Source organism: Streptomyces sp. NPDC001549 (assembly GCF_042894025.1).
Taxonomy (GTDB): Bacteria; Actinomycetota; Actinomycetes; order Streptomycetales; family Streptomycetaceae; genus Streptomyces; species Streptomyces kutzneri.
Genome location: NZ_JBIAVJ010000004.1, coordinates 291,770 through 307,933, shown reverse-complemented (window position 1 = coordinate 307,933; position 16,164 = coordinate 291,770). Strand labels below are relative to the sequence as shown.

Here is a 16,164-nt window from a genome sequence, read left to right as displayed (position 1 = left end):
GCCCCTGTCCCTGCGGGAACGTGTCGGGCCAGCATCATCGTTTCTTCCCTTGCACCCCTGTGACCTGCAAGGAAGCCATGTTCCACGTACGAGTGACATGGTCGGGATTCGGTGGTTTTGGGGTGCCGGCTTCGGGATCATGGTTCCGGTTCGCACATGACGAAGGCGTAAGGCCTCTGTCATGTGCGGACCGTCCCCGTGCCCGTTGCACGCCGCGCCCGGGGACGGCCCCCGCCGTGTCCCCTGTGCCGGGGCGGGCGGATACGGGTACCGCACACCGGACGCAAGGTCGTGCCGTCGGTTCCCGGTCCGCGCCGTCAGTCGCGGCCCCACCGGTGACGCGGCTCGACCGCACCACGAGACAGAGGAGCCGGACTACATGTCCATGCCTGTTGTGAGCATCTGGGACAACACCATCCCGGGCGCCCAGCCCCACCACCCGAGGGCATCCGCGTGGGACACCGTCTGGCCTCTCACAGGGGGAACCGCCTGGGTGTTCTACAGCAACCCGGGCCAGACCCGGGTCCGGAAGCCGGTGATCCTCGCCGACGGCTTCTCCTCCGGGAAGAGCGACCCCGACGCCCTGTGGAACGGCCTGGAGAACGGCGAGTACCCCTTCATCTCCAAGCTGAAGGAGGCCGGCTTCGACCTGGTGCTCCTGGGCTTCGACGAGCGGTCCGCGTCCATCACCGACAACGCCGCCGTGGCGATCCAGTGCATCGAGAAGGCGATCGACGACCGCGAGGGGACCGCCAAGCTGACGGTCGGCGGCTTCAGCATGGGCGGGCTGGTCACCCGTTACGCCCTCGCCAAGATGCACCACGACGGCGACGAGCACGAGACCGCGACCTACCTCTCCTACGACACCCCGCACCGCGGAGCCTGGCTGCCCATCTCGGTACAGGCCTTCGCGCACTTCGTGAAGGACAACTGGGGCACCCTCCCCGGATTCGGCGAGCTCCTCGGCAGCTTCTCGCGGATGGTCAACAGCCCGGCCGCCCGGCAGTTGCTGCGCTGGCACATCGAGACCGTCACCGCGGAGGCCCGCCAGGACCGGGCCCGCACCGACTTCCTCGCAGAACTGGAGCGGGTGGGCAGCTGGCCCCCCGGCGTGCGGCGGCTCGGGGTCGCCAACGGCACGGGCACCGGGGCCGGGAACAACATCCCGGCCGGCGTGACGGCGATGCGCACCACCGGTGCGGAGCTGACGGGCACCCGTCTCGACACACAGGACACGGGAGAGCAGATCGTCGCCATCCTGAAGAAGACCGGAGACCCCGAGATCCGGATCACCACCAGCGGTCTGCCCGACATCGACGGCGCTCCCGGCGGGCTGTTCCCCGAAGCCCTGAACCTGCCGGGCCGGCCCGCAAACTTCGGTACCGCCGCCATGCTGGCCGGACTGCTCGAAGGCGAGCCGGCGGAACTCACGTACAACGCGACCACGTTCGTTCCGAGCGTCAGTGGCGTGGCGGCCGGCGAGATCGACGACCGCGACGCGCTCTACAGCAAGATCGACCCCGCCAGCAGCGAGCTCGACCACTTCATGTGCGCGAGCGACAACCAGGGACACACGGTCATCACCGAGGAACTCGGCGAGTGGATCATGGACAAGCTCCAGACCCGCTGAGCCCCTGACCCGCTGCCTCGAAGGTGACCCTCCCGGTCCTGCCTACCCGGCGGGGCCGGGAGGGTCACCGGCGTCAGTGTTCCTTGCCGGGGCCGGGCGGCCGCTTGCAATACCACCAGGGGAACCGGCCCGCGCCGACCGGGATCCAACCCTCCGCTTCCATCCGCCGGTGGCGACCGCCGGCAGAGAGCGTCACCCGGCAGTGCTCCCACGCGTGCGCGGAGGCCTCCACCGCATGGAAGAAGGCCCCGTGGCCCACGAGGTGCCCTCCGTCGCGTCCGGCCTCGTCGAGGGCTGCCATCTCGTTGAACGCGGTCAGCAGGGCGAGGATGCGGCGCGCCGGGGAGCCCAGCCCGCCGCCGGCCGGTGCGCCGGGTGCGGATGCCGCGGCGAGCCGCTGCTGGGCGGCTCGCCGGCTCACCCCCAGGATGAGGCCCGCCTACGAGGGACTCGCCGCCACCGGCCGGACGACACCTCGACCGGTCGATGCGTCAGATTCCGGTCAGCGACTCGATCTGCCGGATCCGGCCTTGCGCCGCCGCCCGCCCTCGACCGGGCTTTCGGCGGACCCAAACGGTCTCCGTACGGCGGCTTGACCGATGGACCTGCGGCAACGTAACTTCGAGCGGACCGGACCGTGAACTGATGGAAGGAGGCGAAGTCGGATGTCGATCATCTCCGAACTGAACCGCCTCGCCCATCAGATCGCCTGGGCTCCGGGTCTTGTAGCACACGGCTGCTGAACAGCCCTCTTCTCCGGTGTGCCCGTCTGTGGCCCCGGCTTCTTTCGATTTCTCACACCGCCTGCGGCACGTCGTCGCGTGCCGAGTCGCGCTCCGGGTTCACCTGGGATGCGCCAGCGAAATAGAAAGCCCCTGAAATGGCTACTAGCATAATCAGCTCGACCATGCACCGAAATGAGGATGTGCCATGGTAGAGGCGCGGATCACGGTCAACGGGAAAGCGACACCGCTTTCACCGGCTGCACCCCACACCACGGTGCTGGATCTCCTGCGCGAGCGTGGCCTCACCGGTACCAAGGAGGGCTGCGCCGAGGGTGAGTGCGGCGCCTGTTCGGTCCTGGTGGCCCGTCCCGGCGTGAACAAGCCCACCGACTGGGTGGCGGTCAACGCCTGTCTGGTGCCGGCCGCGGCACTCGACGGCCAGGAGATCATCACCTCCGAAGGTCTCGCCACGGCCGGCGAACCCGGTACGCGTCCCACGCTGCACCCGGTGCAGGAGGAGATGGCGGTCCGAGGCGGTTCCCAATGCGGTTACTGCACACCGGGGTTCATCTGCAGCATGGCCTCGGAGTACTACCGGCCCGACCGATGCGCGCACGCGGAGCCCGCCGACGGCGCCGACGCCGACGTCGACGCCGAGCACGGTCCGAACGGCTTCGACCTGCACTCGCTCAGCGGCAACCTGTGCCGCTGCACCGGCTACCGCCCGATTCGCGATGCCGCCTTCGCCGTCGGCGCGCCCGCCGAGGACGACCCCCTGGCGCAGCGTCGCGAGCAGTCCCCGCCCGAACCCGCCGCCACCGTCTACACCCAGGACGACAGCACGTTCCTGCGGCCCGGCACCCTCACCGAAGCGCTGCAGCTGCTGCGCGAGCGGCCCGAGGCCGTGGTGGTCGCCGGCAGCACCGACTGGGGCGTAGAGGTCAACATCCGTTCGCGTCGCGCGAATTGCGTGGTCGCGGTCGACCGGCTGCCCGAACTGCGGGCGCTGCAGGTCGAATCCGACCACATCGAGATCGGGGCGGCGCAGACGCTCACCGAGATCGAACGCCGCCTCGACGGCAGCGTCCCGCTGCTGGCGGAGCTGTTCCCGCAGTTCGCCTCCCGGCTCATCCGCAACAGTGCGACCCTCGGCGGCAATCTGGGTACCGGCTCCCCCATCGGTGACAGCCCGCCGGCGCTGCTCGCCCTGGAGGCGTCGCTGCTGCTCGCCGGTGCCGACGGTGAGCGCGAGGTTCCGCTGGCCGACTACTTCACGGGCTACCGGCAGAGCGTGCGCCGTCCCGGCGAGCTGATCCGCGCGGTGCGCATCCCGCTGCCGCTGTCGCCGGTCACGGCCTTCCACAAGATCGCCAAGCGGCGCTTCGACGACATCTCCAGCGTGGCGATCGCTTTCGCGCTCGACATCGAGGGCGGGATCGTCCGCAAGGCGCGCATCGGTCTCGGCGGCGTGGCCGCCACCCCGATCCGCGCCCTGAGCACCGAGGCCGCCCTGGAAGGCCGGGCATGGACGGCGGAGACCGTCGAGGCCGCGGCCCGGGTGCTGCGCGGTGAGGGCACGCCGATGAGCGATCACCGCGCCAGTTCCGTCTACCGTTCCGCCATGCTCGGCCAGAGCCTGCTGAAGCTGCACGCGCAAACCACCGAGGCGGTGTCTTCATGAGCCATTTGTCCGAGCGTCCCGAGAAGCCTGTGGTCGGCGTCTCCATGCCGCACGAGAGTGCCGTGCTGCACGTCACCGGCACCGCGCTGTACACCGATGACCTGGTGTACCGCACCAAGGACACGCTGCACGCCTACCCGGTCCAGGTCATGAAGACCCGGGGCAGGATCACCGCGCTGCGTACCGAACCCGCCCTCGCCGTGCCCGGTGTGGTCCGTGTGCTGACCGTTGCCGACGTGCCCGGCGTCAACGACGCCGGCATGAAGCACGACGAGCCGCTGTTCCCCGACGAGGTCATGTTCCACGGCCACGCGGTCGCCTGGGTGCTCGGTGAGACCCTGGAGGCGGCCCGGCTCGGTGCGGCGGCCGTCGAGGTGGAACTCGACGAACTGCCCTCCGTGATCACGCTGAAGGAGGCGATCGCGGCCGAGAGCTTCCACGGCGCCCGGCCCGTGATGGTGACCGGTGACATCGACGCCGGTTTCGCCGACTCGGCGCACGTGTTCACCGGCGAGTTCCAGTTCTCCGACCAGGAGCACTTCTACCTGGAGACGCACGCCGCGCTGGCCTACATCGACGAGGCCGAGCAGGTGTTCATCCAGAGCAGCACCCAGCACCCCTCGGAGACCCAGGAGATCGTCGCGCACGTCCTGGGTCTGCACAGCCACGAGGTGACCGTGCAGTGCCTGCGCATGGGCGGCGGCTTCGGCGGCAAGGAGATGCAGCCGCACGGCTTCGCCGCCATCGCCGCGCTCGGCGCCAAGCTGACCGGCCGGCCGGTCCGGGTGCGCCTCAACCGCACCCAGGACCTGACCATGTCCGGCAAGCGGCACGGGTTCCACGCCGACTGGAAGATCGGCTTCGACGCCGACGGCCGGATCCAGGCGCTGGATGCCACGCTGACCGCGGACGGCGGCTGGAGCCTGGACCTGTCGGAGCCGGTCTGCGCCCGTGCGCTGTGCCACATCGACAACACCTACTGGATCCCCAACGCGCGGGTCGCCGGTCGCATCGCCAAGACCAACAAGGTCTCCAACACGGCCTTCCGCGGCTTCGGCGGACCGCAGGGCATGCTGGTGATCGAGGACATCCTGGGCCGGGTCGCGCCGCTGCTCGGCCTGGACCCGATGGAGCTGCGGAAGCGCAACTTCTACCAGCCGGGTCTCGGTCAGTCGACGCCGTACGGCCAGCCGGTCCCGCAGGCGGAACGGATCGCCGCCGTCTGGCAGCAGGTCGAGGAGAACGGCGGCATCGCCGACCGCAGGCGCGAGATCGCAGCCTTCAACGCCGCGCACCCGCACACCAAGCGGGCGCTCGCCATCACCGGCATCAAGTTCGGCATCTCCTTCAACCTCACGGCCTTCAACCAGGCCGGCGCGCTGGTGCTGATCTACAAGGACGGCTCCGTCCTGATCAACCACGGCGGCACCGAGATGGGCCAGGGCCTGCACACCAAGATGCTGCAGGTGGCCGCGACCACGCTGGGCATCCCGCTGCACAAGGTGCGGCTGGCCCCCACGCGTACCGACAAGGTGCCCAACACCTCTGCCACGGCCGCCAGTTCCGGGGCGGACCTCAACGGTGGTGCCGTGAAGAACGCCTGCGAGCAGTTGCGCGCGCGGCTGCTGCAGGTGGCCGCCAGCCAGCTGGGTTCGAACGCCTCGGACGTACGCATCGTCGATGGTGTCGCCCGCGCCCTGGGCAGCGACAAGGAGCTGGCCTGGAACGACCTGGTGCACACCGCGTACTTCCAGCGCGTTCAGCTGTCGGCGTCCGGTTACTACCGGACCGAGGGGCTGCACTGGGACGCGAAGGCTTTCAAGGGCTCGCCGTTCAAGTACTTCTCGTACGGTGCCGCCGCGGCCGAGGTGGAGGTGGACGGCTTCACCGGCGGGTACCGCATCCGCCGGGTGGACATCGTGCACGACGTCGGCGACAGCCTGTCCCCGATGATCGACATCGGTCAGGTCGAGGGCGGTTTCGTGCAGGGCGCGGGCTGGCTGACGCTCGAGGACATGCGCTGGGACACCAGTGACGGGCCGAACCGCGGCCGGCTGCTGACCCAGGCCGCGAGCACCTACAAGCTGCCGAGCTTCTCGGAGATGCCCGCGGAGTTCAACGTCACGCTGATGGAGAACGCCACCGAAGAGGGCGCCGTGTACGGGTCCAAGGCGGTCGGCGAGCCTCCGCTGATGCTGGCGTTCTGCGTGCGCGAAGCACTGCGGCAGGCAGCCGCGGCGTTCGGGCCCGCCGGGGTCAGTGTGGAGCTCGCCGCCCCCGCGACCCCGGAGGCGGTCTACTGGGCGATCGAAGCGGCCCGCGAGAAGGCCGACGTGCGGGGCGGCGACGGCCCTGCGCTGGGCGGCAGCGGGATCCGTACCGACACGAGCGCTTTGAGCAATGCCTGACATGACCTGGATCGCCGCGGTCACGCGGTTGCGAGCACGCCGGGAGCCCGGCGTGCTCGTGACCGTCGCGACCGTGCGCGGCCACGCGCCCCGTGGGGCCGGTGCCAAACTCGTCGTGGGACAGACCGAGACCTGGGGGTCGATCGGCGGCGGCAACATCGAGGCCGTCGCCATCGACCGGGCCCGCCAGCTGAACGTCGAGCCCGATCCGGAGCCGGAACTGATGGAGTTCGCCCTCAACGACAAAGTCATCGGACCCCACGGTGTGCAGTGCTGCGGCGGCGCCGTCAGCCTGCTCCTCGAACCGCTGCCGGTGGTCCAGGCGGTGGCCGTCTTCGGCGTCGGGCACGTCGGACTGGAGCTGGCCCGCATCCTGGCCCGCCACAACCTCGATCTGCACCTGATCGACACCCGCTCCGACATGCTCACCGACGAGCGGCTCGGTGTGCTCGCGGATGCGGTGGCGCAGATCCACGTGCATCACACACCGCTGCTTCCGGAGGAGGTGCTCACGGAGCTGCCGCCCGGCGCCCACGTCCTGATCATGACCCACGATCACGCCGAGGACGCCGCGCTGTGCGACGCCGCCTTGCGTACCGCCAGCCTCGGCTCGATCGGATTGATCGGCTCGGCCGCCAAGTGGGTGCGGTTCCGCAAGCGCCTGGCCACCGAGGGCGGTCACGACGCCGCCGCCATCGACCGGATCAAGACTCCGATCGGAATGACCGAGATCACCGGCAAGGAGCCTGCCACGATCGCGGTGAGCGTCGCGGCGGACCTGCTCCGGACCTTCGAGCAGGACCGCCCCGGTGCGGTACCGGACACGGTTGCCGAGGTCCCGAAGGCACCCAAGGCCCCTGAGGCACGTGAGGTCCCCAAGGTCCGCGAGGTCCCGAAGGCCCCCGCGGTCCGCGAGGTCCCCGGGGTACGCGTACGCTCCGGTATCCGCTGAGGCCCTTCTTCCGGATCATGCCTGGCCCGGCCTGATCCGGAAGAGGCGGCCTAGCCGCCGAGCGCGGTCAGCTTGTGGGCGTAGAGCACGCGCTGGCAGTAGTCCGTTCCATCCGGATCGGCCGAGTCCTTGGTCGCCGTGCAGTCCTTCTCCGACCCCGGGCGGTGTTCGGAGAGGGACCACAAGCGCCCCTTGCCGCGCTCGACGTAGAGGTCCTCGGCACCCCGGGCGGTCTTGACGGCCTGGCCGTCCTGGACCAGTCGGCCGTCGTCGCTCCACTTGTAGCGCCACAGGTTGCCCGGCTCGTCCGTGCCCTTGGACTCGTTCACGTAGAGCCTTTCCTCGTACGCCGCCACGCCCTGGGCACCGCCGCCCGCCAGCGGCAGGTAGTTGGCCCAGCCTTGCGCGGTGACGTCGGCGGAGCGGCCTTCCAGGGCCGCGACCGGGTAGGAGGCGATGCGGCCGGTGGAGGGGTAGCCGCTCTCCGGACGGCAGTACTCACCCATGATCAGGCGGTCCGGGGTGGTGCTGCGGTCCAGGGAGATGTAGGAGCTCTTGGGGGCGCCGGTGGAGACACAGGCGTAGGAGCCCTTGGGGTTGTTCTGCGCCGCCTTGAACTTCCACGCGGCGACCTGCGGCATGACGTAGCGGTAGCCGAAGCTGTACCAGACGTTGTCGTGCCGCCCGACCTTCGTCTTGACCTCGACGTTCGAGGTGGTCTTGACCCCGTCGGTGTCGGTCCCGATCTCGTCGTGCGTGCTGGGGTCGTTGTCCGGGTCCAGGTCCAGGATGTAGCGCATGTCGAAGACGCGCAGGCCGTTGCGGGTGTCCGCGACGTAGAGGTAGTTGCCGTACCAGACGATCCCGCCGGCGTGGACGCCCTTCTGGATCGGGTACTCGGCCGCGTGCAGCCCGTCGAAGGAGACGTGGTCGGCGGAGTTCACATAGGTCCAGCCCAGCAGGACGTGCCGGTACTTGATCTCGGGGCTGCCGGTGGCCGGGTTGGTCCGGCTCTGCACGAAGGTGATCCGGACGCCCTTCTGGTTGCAGGCGTCGTCGGCCTCCAGCTCGGCCTCGGTGCAGTCGCCGGCCGTCGGGAGCGGGTCGCTCTCCCGGCCCGGGTCCCATCCGTCGTAGGAGGCGAACAGCTGGATGTTCGCGGCCTCGCCCCACAGCTCGTTGTCCTTGGCGTCGGAGACGCCGGTGATGCCCTGCGGGACCCACTCCTGCGAGGTGGAGTCGTCGGCGTGCAGGCAGTACTTGATGTCAGGGTCGGGGGCGGTGCCGAACGGGTCGCGGGAACACCACGGCTGGATGGTGCGGTTCGCCCCGGCCAACAGCTTCTGCACGCCGCCCGAGCTGGGCAGCACCGAGGCCAGGCGGGTGACCCGCCGGGTGGTCTCGGCGTTCATCTCGCCGGGCTGCAGCGTGAAGTCACCGGGTGAGGCCGCGCCACCGGGAGCGGTCCAGCCTGCGGCGCTGAGCGGCGAGGGGCTGCCCTCGGCCGCGCGGGGCTCCTGGATCCAGGTCCCAGGCGCATCCGGCGCGGGGTCCTGCGCCTGCGCCGGTGCCGCGAGACCGGTGAACGCGAGCGCCGCCGCGGCAGCGGCGGCGGCCGCGATCCACGCGCGGCGTATTCGGCTTGAGGGCATGCGGGGGTTGCCTCCGTTGCTCGTGTGACAGGGGAGTCAACCGGAGGGTTCCAGAACACCGATCCGCGACGCAAGCGTGATCGTTTCAGCAACAGCCTTGCACGGCTGTGCAGTTGAGAGGAGTTGATGGCATGTGCGGCAACGGCCCGAGCCCCGCCCGCCGCACCGCACCGATCAGCTCAGCGCATCGGCCTGCGCTCGGACGACCCGCGAGGAGCGCCCTGGCGGGCCGCGCGTCCTGCCACGGGATCAGGGTCCCGCCACATCGGCCAGAGGGTCGGCCCGCCCTCCGGGAGCCGGATCTCCCCGGTGACACGGAAGCCCAGCTTCTCGTAGAAGGGAAGGTGGGTGACGTTGCTGGACTCGAGGTAGGCGGGTTGCCCGAGCCGGTCGCAGTCGGCCAGCTGCTGACCGAGCAGCGCCGACCCGACCCCCGTCCCCTGGAGTCCCCGGTCCGTCCCCACGGACGGCAGGTACCCGTGGGGCGGCTGCGGATGGGCCGCGTGCATGGCGTTCTGGACCGCCCCGGCCCGCTGCATCCCGCGAAGGCCGAAGATGCTCGCGTAGCGAGAAAGCGCCGCCAACTCCCGTACGGCGGGGGTCTTCCAGTGCCCGGGCCCCGACCGGGCCGGCACCACCGACCGGCACTGGCCGGCGCCGCCACCCGGCACCGCCGGCCGGCCACGGCGCCCCCGCGGGATCAGGAGGTGCGCTTGAGGGTCCAGGTGTTGGGGTTGAAGCTGGGGACGGCGGAGTAGCGACAGCCACTGGAGTAGTAGGTGTTGGTGATGGTCCAGCCGGCGGGCGGCCACGTGGACGCGCAGGCGTTGACCTGGGTGCCGACCGGGTAGCCTCTGAGGTCCTTGATCTGCTTGGTGTTGGGCGTGAAGCCGGAGCCGCACCCACCGCTGTTCCACCACTGGGCGTCCACCCAGCCGTCCGGGGTGAGCGTGCTGGAGCACATGGTGAGCGTGTCGCCGGGGGCCGCCGAGGCGGGGCTCGCGGCGATGGCGAGGGCGGTGACGGCCATGGTGGCCAGAGCGGCGGCGTGACGGATGCGGATCACGGGACGTTCCTTCCTGGGCGCTCCGGGGTCGCTGCCGACCATCGGCAGGTGTACCGGGCACCGGGTCATTGCTATCCGACCGGCTCAGACTCCAGAAAGTCACCTTTGGGGCATAACTCGGCGACGGTTTAGAGCCGCTGCGGCACCCGGCTCCGAAGCCGGGGTCAGCCGATCGGCTGCCGCATCTCGGCACGCACCTTGAGGGTCGTCTCGGCGGTCTTGGCGAGGTCGACGGACCCGGGCTTCTGCTGCGCGGTCTCCTCGCTGACGATGCCGACCGTGGCGCCGGTGTTCTCGTCGACCCAGGCACACATCGGCAGGGAGCTCTCGACCCCGCTCTGCCGCACCGTCAGCACCTGGCAGGACAGGGTGATGTCGGAGCCGGTGGGCGTGATGTCCCGCGCGGCGACCGCCAGGGTCGCGCCTTCGGAGTCCGCGGCGCCGCGCAGCATCTTCTTGCGGGCTCCCGCGGTGTCCTTGAACTGGCCGTACATCCCCGAGACGACCAGGGCGCCCGACTCCTTCGGGGACTCGGAGGCATACTGTCCGGCAGCCGGCTTCGGATCGCGGATCGTCGAGTCGTAGGTGCCCTCCAGAGCCTCCTTGCCCGCGGTGGCCGAATGGTCCTGGACCAGCTGGTACTTGCCGTCCACGAGGGTCTTGGGAACGGTGAGCCGGTACCGGGCCTCGGGGAAGCCGGATCCGGTCACCCTGGCGCCGACCGCGCCGATCGCGCCGAGCACCAGCACCGCTCCCGCGACGATCCCGATCACCATGCCGATCCGGTTCTTGCGCGGCGGCATACCCGTCGGGGGCTGCCCCCACGCTCCTTGACCGGGGTACGGCTGCGGCGGACCGGGCTGACCCGGATACGGCTGACCCGGGTACGGCTGGCCCTGGTACGGCTGGCCCTGGTACGGCTGCTGGTGCGCGGGCTGTGCGGCGTACGGCTGTCCACCGTAGGGATTCGGGGGCTGCGGGGGCCCGTACGGGCCGGGGGGTTGCTGGGGCGGCGGCGTGCTCATGCTCAAACGTTACGTCAGCCCCGCGGGCCGCAGAGTTCCGGCCGTCCGTGATCGCGGGGACGGCCCTCGGGGTCCATTCCCTCTGGGCCGGGTGGACGCGTGATCTGGGCCGGAACCCGCCCTGGAAAGTAGGATCAAGGAATGTCTGACACGACCGAAACTACGCCCGGCTGGCTGAGCAGCGACGAGCTGGAAATGGCCCGGGCCCAGATGCCGATCCTCTACGTCGAGGCCGTCCCCGTACGCGTGGACGACACCGGCGAAGTCACCACCATCGGACTGCTCCTGCGGATCGGCACGGACGGGGCGATGAGCCGGACCCTGGTGTCCGGCCGTGTCATGCACCACGAGCGGATCCGTGACGCGCTGCTCCGCCACCTGGAGAAGGACCTGGGCCCCGTGGCCCTGCCCCGCATCCCCGCTTCCCTCCAGCCCTTCACCGTCGCCGAGTACTTCCCCACGGTGGGCGTCACCCCCTACCACGACCCCCGCCAGCACGCGGTGTCACTCGCCTACGTCGTGCCGGTCACGGGTGACTGCCGGCCCCGTCAGGACGCCCTGGACCTGGTCTGGTTCAGCCCGCAGGAAGCACTCTCGGCAGCCGTGCAGGGCGAGATGCCCGGCGGTCACGCGGCGCTGCTGAAGCAGGCGCTCGCGCATGTGGGGTACACGTACTGAAGTCCGCCGCGCACACCGCGCGATGCTCCACGCCGGCCCGGTCGCTGCCGCTGACAGATGCTGACAGCGACCGGAGCCGGTCCCCCGGCTAAGCGGTCTGTGCCGGGGTGAACTTCGTGAGGATCAGCAGGGTGTCGACGAGGTCCTCGGCGGGGGCGCCGGTCGCCAGGCGGCGCAGCTGCTGCCCGAAGACCAGGGCCACGGCCACCCCGGCCAGGCGTTCGGGGTCCGGGACGCCGAGGTGGGTCAGGATCCGGGTGGCCAGCAGGTCGTAGGCGGCGAAGCACTCGGCCGCGGCGGCGCGCAGCCGTTCGTCCCGGCCGGCCTGGACGTACAGCTCGAACGGCGCGATGTGGCGGCTGTCGAAGGCATTTCCGCCCGCCACCTGTGCCACCACCTCGGCCGCCTGCCCGATGTCGAACTGCTCGTCGGAGCATGCGTCGGCGAGCGCCGTGAAGTGCCGGGTCTCCTCCGCCACGAAGTGCAGCAGGCTCTCGCGCAGCAGTTCGTGCTGGGTTGCGAAGTGGTAGGTGACGGAGCCGAGGGAGACTCCGGCCTCCTTGGCGATCCGCCGGTTGGTGACGGCGGCGATGCCGTCCTGCCCGATGATCCGCAGTACGGCGTCGATGATGCTCTGGCGGGTGTCGGAAGCATGGGGCATGGCGTAATTCTGCCCCATCGGCCGGCTCGACCGCCCGGGCGGGGCTGAGGAGTTGGGGACGACGAGGTGTGGACAAGGAGCGGAGCCGTCCATACTGTTCGTTCGAACGAACAGTTGAGGGACTTCGCCAGCCGCACGGGAGTGCTCGTGGACATATCCGGATCGAACGTTCTACTCACCGGCGCCACCGGAGGCATCGGCGCCGCCCTGGCCGCGCGCCTGACCGCGCAGGGGGCCCGCCTCACTGTCACCGGGCGGCGAGAAGAGGCCCTCAAGGCCACCGCCGACGCCTGCGGCGCCCGTACCGTGGTCGCCGATCTGGCCGTACGGTCCGACGTCGTACATCTCGCCGAGAGCTGTGCGGAGGCGGACATCCTCGTCGCGAACGCCGCCCTGCCCGCCAGCGGCGACCTCCTGGACTACACCGAGGACCAGCTCGACCGCGCCCTCGACGTCAACCTCCGCGCGCCCGTCCTGCTCTCCCGGCTGCTCGCGGAGCACATGGTGGGCCGCGGTCGCGGCCACATCGTGCTGGTCGGCTCCCTTTCCGGCAAGGCGGCCACCAAGTCGACCTCCCTGTACAACGCGACGAAGTTCGGGCTGCGCGGATTCGCGCTCGCCCTGCGCCAGGAGCTCAGGGGTACGGGGGTGGGGGTGTCCCTGGTCCAGCCCGGCTTCGTCCGCGACGCCGGAATGTTCGCGGCCACCGGTGCCACCCCTCCGAACGGCATCAGGACCGTCACACCCGGCCAGGTCGCCGACGGCGTCGTACGAGCCGTCCGCCGCGACCGGTGCGAGGTCAACGTCGCGCCGCTGGAGCTGCGGCTGCTGAGCGCCATCGCCGGGCAGTTCCCCGGTTTCGCCGAGCGCGTCCAGGCCCGTACGGACGTCGACGGGTCCGTGCGACAGATCGTCGAGGCCCAGCGCTCACGCCGTTAGCCGGGCGCGGTCGTTCCCGCGCACTCCCGCACCCCCGCACTGCCGCATTCCCGCACTCCCGCACTCCCGCACTCCCGCACCAGCACGCACGCCTTCCACGCCACCCCACGTGAACGGAGAGCACGGCTGTGCCGAGTGAACACCTCCCGAGCGATGCCCCCGACCCCCGCTCCGACCCCGACCCCACCCCCGGCTCCGGCTCCGGCTCCGGCCCGCGTGTCGAGCGGCGGTCCCTGCTCCGCTTAGGGGCCCTGCTGGCCGCGGGCGGAGCCGCCGCGCTGGTTCCCGCACCGATCGCGCACGCCGCGACGAGGGGCCAGGGCACCGACACGGTGACCACCACCTACCGCGGCCACTCCCCCTACGGCAACGACCAGTGGGCGTACGTCGCCTTCGACGTCCCCGCCGGGGTCCAGCGGATCTCCGTCGCCGCCACCCACGACGCCGCCGCCGGGATCCTGGACCTCGGCATCTTCGGCCCGGCCGGCTTCCGCGGCTGGTCGGGCGGCGCACGGTCCGGTTTCACCCTCTCCGCGGCGGACGCCACCCCCGGCTACGTCCCCGGACCCGTCGAGCCCGGCGCCTGGTCGGTCATCCTGGGGCCGATGGTCGGCAGCACGGGCGGTATGGCCTGGCAGGTCGACGTCACCCTGCACCACGGGGAATCGCTGCCGCGGACCCCGTACGACATCCTGCCGGCCTCGGTGGCCGGGCGGGGCCCCGGCTGGTACCGGGGCGACCTGCACCTGCACAGCGTCCACTCGGACGGGCAGCGCACGGTGGAGGAGATCGTCGCGGCCGCCCGCCAGGAGGGGCTGCACTTCATCGCCACCTCCGACCACAACACCAGCTCCACCGGCGTGACCTGGCGCGGCAACGTCCCGACCGACCTGCTGGTCATCAACGCCGAAGAGGTCACCACCCGCCACGGCCACTGGCTGGCCGTCGGCCTGCCGCAGGGCGAATGGGTGGACTGGCGATACGGCCCCGCGAACCAGGGAGCCTTCGAGGGCCAGGCCCGACGCGTGCACAGTCTGGGCGGACTCACGATCGCCGCCCATCCGCTCACTCCGGCGGCGGGATCCTTCTGGGAGTTCGGCCTCGACCGGGTGGACGCGCTGGAGGTGTGGAACGGACCGTGGACCCTGGACGACGCGGCCAACATCGCCGCCTGGCACGTCATGCTCTGCCTCGGCAAGCGGGTCGCCGCCGTCGGCAACAGCGACGCGCACAGCCCCGCGGACGCCGTCGGCCGGCCCCACAACGTCGTGTACGCCGCCGGGCTGTCGACCCCCGCCGTACTGGACGCACTGCGCCTGGGCCGGTCGTACGCCGTCGAATCCTCCGCCGTGACCCTGGACTTCACCGCCCGCGCCGGCGGAGCGGTCGCGGGACCCGGTCAGGAACTGCCCCTGTCGTTCTTCGACGCCGTCGACGTGACCTTGAACGTGACGGGGGCTCCCGACAGCATCGCCACGCTGTACACCGAGTGGGGCATCATGGCCGCCACCTGCATCGACGGCAGCGGCAGGGGTCAGCTGCGCTGGCGCGGCTGGGGCAAGGCCTCCCTGTTCGCCCGGGCCGAGGTGCGCCGGCCCAAGCCCGCCTCCACCACCCTGGACCAACTGGTGGCCATCACCAACCCGGTGTGGTTCTACTCCGCTCAACTACCCCCGTACGACGTCGAACGGCGGGTGCTCTTCCACACCGAGCGCCGTCCCGACGGGTCGTGGAGCGGCATGCGTCCGCTGCCGGGGGCCGCCGACACCGGATCCGGCTCAGGCTCGGGCTCGGGCTCGGGCTCGGGCTCGTTCGCAGGGGTGCAGAGTGCCGTGGCCGGCATGGCGGACGGCTCGGTCGTGGTATTGGGCATCGCGCCCGACAACGGCCTGTGGCTGACCGCCGTACGGGGCTCGGCCACGCTGCAGCCCTGGCAGCGCGTCGCGGGGCCGGACGGCTCGTCCGGATTCACCGTGCGCGAGGCGGACATCGCGGCCTTCCCCGACGGCACCTGCCAGATCGTGGTGACGGGCATGGACGGCACCACCTTCCACCAGCAGCACCGCGCCGACGGCGGACTGCCCGGGTTCCGGGCCCTGCCCGGAACCACCGCGAAGAGCCACTGGGGCGCCACGAAGGTGTCGATCGCCGCCATGCCCGACGGGTCCGCCCAGCTGCTCAGTTATGGCACGGACGGTGCCATGTACCACTGTGCCCGCGGGCGGGACGGCGCGTGGACGGCCTGGGGGCGCCTGGCCGGCTACAACGGGGCCCCGAGGTTCTCCGGTCCGGCCCTGGCGATCACCGGGATGCCCGACGGGTCCTCCCAGGTCCTCGCGATCGGGCTCGACGGGATGGTGTACCACCAGCTGAGGCGGCCGGACGGTTCCTGGACCGGCTTCCGGCCCCCGCGGGGCGTCACCACGGCGACCATGGGGGCCAGCGCCATCGGCATCGCCGGGACACCCGACGGCTCCGCCCAGGTCGTGGCGGTCGGGCTCGACGGACGGATCTGGCACAACGTCAGGAGGCCGGACGGCTCCTGGACGCCGTTCTCGCAGATACCCGGCCCGAACGGGAGGGACCCCTTCCCCGCGGGGCAGGTCCGCATCACCGCCCTGCGCGACGGCTCCACGCACGTGGCGGCCATCAGCGCCGGCTAGGCCGTCTCCTTCCGACCCGCAGCGTCGCCGCTGGTGGGGGGCGATCAGGCACGAGACCGCGCTGATGCGCCCCCGCCCGCTCCC

Annotated in this window: 12 protein-coding genes and 1 pseudogene; 7 read left to right on the top strand and 6 right to left on the bottom strand. The window is 71.0% G+C overall.

The window, feature by feature from the left end; all coding sequences use genetic code 11:
• Window positions 1–379 precede the first annotated feature (379 nt).
• The gene (locus ACFY04_RS09255) at window positions 380–1,630 is read left to right on the top strand and encodes an esterase/lipase family protein (RefSeq protein WP_389115234.1); all 1,251 of its coding nucleotides are present in this window, start codon (window positions 380–382) and stop codon (window positions 1,628–1,630) included.
• Window positions 1,631–1,703: 73 nt separating this feature from the next.
• Here ACFY04_RS09255 and ACFY04_RS09250 read toward each other — a convergent pair whose 3' ends face one another.
• Window positions 1,704–2,051 carry a hypothetical protein gene (locus tag ACFY04_RS09250; RefSeq protein WP_389115232.1) on the bottom strand — a complete coding sequence of 116 codons (348 nt, stop codon included), beginning with the start codon at window positions 2,049–2,051 and terminating at the stop codon, window positions 1,704–1,706.
• Window positions 2,052–2,560: 509 nt separating this feature from the next.
• Between ACFY04_RS09250 and ACFY04_RS09245 the strand changes: the two genes are divergently transcribed.
• The 3 genes and pseudogenes from ACFY04_RS09245 to xdhC all read left to right on the top strand — a co-directional run.
• A complete protein-coding gene (locus ACFY04_RS09245) occupies window positions 2,561–4,036 on the top strand; it encodes a xanthine dehydrogenase small subunit (protein WP_389115231.1) in 1,476 nt (491 codons plus the stop codon).
• Entirely contained in the window at window positions 4,033–6,444 is a 2,412-nt protein-coding gene (xdhB, locus tag ACFY04_RS09240) for a xanthine dehydrogenase molybdopterin binding subunit (protein WP_389115229.1), read from the top strand. Before ACFY04_RS09245 ends, xdhB begins: the two co-directional genes overlap by 4 nt.
• Before the next feature lies 1 nt (window position 6,445).
• Window positions 6,446–7,246: pseudogene (gene xdhC / locus ACFY04_RS09235) on the top strand (xanthine dehydrogenase accessory protein XdhC); the annotation flags it as partial.
• Window positions 7,247–7,446: 200 nt separating this feature from the next.
• Here xdhC and ACFY04_RS09230 read toward each other — a convergent pair.
• The 4 genes from ACFY04_RS09230 to ACFY04_RS09215 form a co-directional block, all read right to left on the bottom strand.
• The gene (locus tag ACFY04_RS09230; RefSeq protein WP_389115228.1) at window positions 7,447–9,048 is read right to left on the bottom strand and encodes a hypothetical protein; all 1,602 of its coding nucleotides are present in this window, start codon (window positions 9,046–9,048) and stop codon (window positions 7,447–7,449) included.
• A 179-nt stretch (window positions 9,049–9,227) separates the two neighbouring features.
• Window positions 9,228–9,632, bottom strand: coding sequence for a GNAT family N-acetyltransferase (locus ACFY04_RS09225; protein ID WP_389115226.1), 405 nt, complete (start codon window positions 9,630–9,632; stop codon window positions 9,228–9,230).
• A 116-nt stretch (window positions 9,633–9,748) separates the two neighbouring features.
• A complete protein-coding gene (locus ACFY04_RS09220; RefSeq protein ID WP_389115224.1) occupies window positions 9,749–10,114 on the bottom strand; it encodes a hypothetical protein in 366 nt (121 codons plus the stop codon).
• Window positions 10,115–10,278: 164 nt separating this feature from the next.
• A complete protein-coding gene (locus ACFY04_RS09215; protein ID WP_389115223.1) occupies window positions 10,279–11,139 on the bottom strand; it encodes a hypothetical protein in 861 nt (286 codons plus the stop codon).
• 141 nt (window positions 11,140–11,280) lie between these two features.
• Here ACFY04_RS09215 and ACFY04_RS09210 point away from each other — a divergent pair, with 141 nt between their 5' ends.
• A complete protein-coding gene (locus tag ACFY04_RS09210) occupies window positions 11,281–11,817 on the top strand; it encodes an NUDIX hydrolase family protein (protein ID WP_389115221.1) in 537 nt (178 codons plus the stop codon).
• Between the two features lie 88 nt (window positions 11,818–11,905).
• Here ACFY04_RS09210 and ACFY04_RS09205 read toward each other — a convergent pair whose 3' ends face one another.
• Window positions 11,906–12,478 (bottom strand): TetR family transcriptional regulator, encoded by a 573-nt coding sequence (locus tag ACFY04_RS09205; RefSeq protein ID WP_314254770.1) that lies wholly within the window; start codon window positions 12,476–12,478, stop codon window positions 11,906–11,908.
• 147 nt (window positions 12,479–12,625) lie between these two features.
• On the opposite strand from ACFY04_RS09205, the gene ACFY04_RS09200 reads away from it, so the two are divergent.
• A complete protein-coding gene (locus ACFY04_RS09200; protein WP_389115219.1) occupies window positions 12,626–13,417 on the top strand; it encodes an SDR family NAD(P)-dependent oxidoreductase in 792 nt (263 codons plus the stop codon).
• A gap of 128 nt (window positions 13,418–13,545) precedes the next feature.
• Entirely contained in the window at window positions 13,546–16,080 is a 2,535-nt protein-coding gene (locus tag ACFY04_RS09195; RefSeq protein WP_389115218.1) for a CehA/McbA family metallohydrolase, read from the top strand.
• Window positions 16,081–16,164 lie beyond the last annotated feature (84 nt).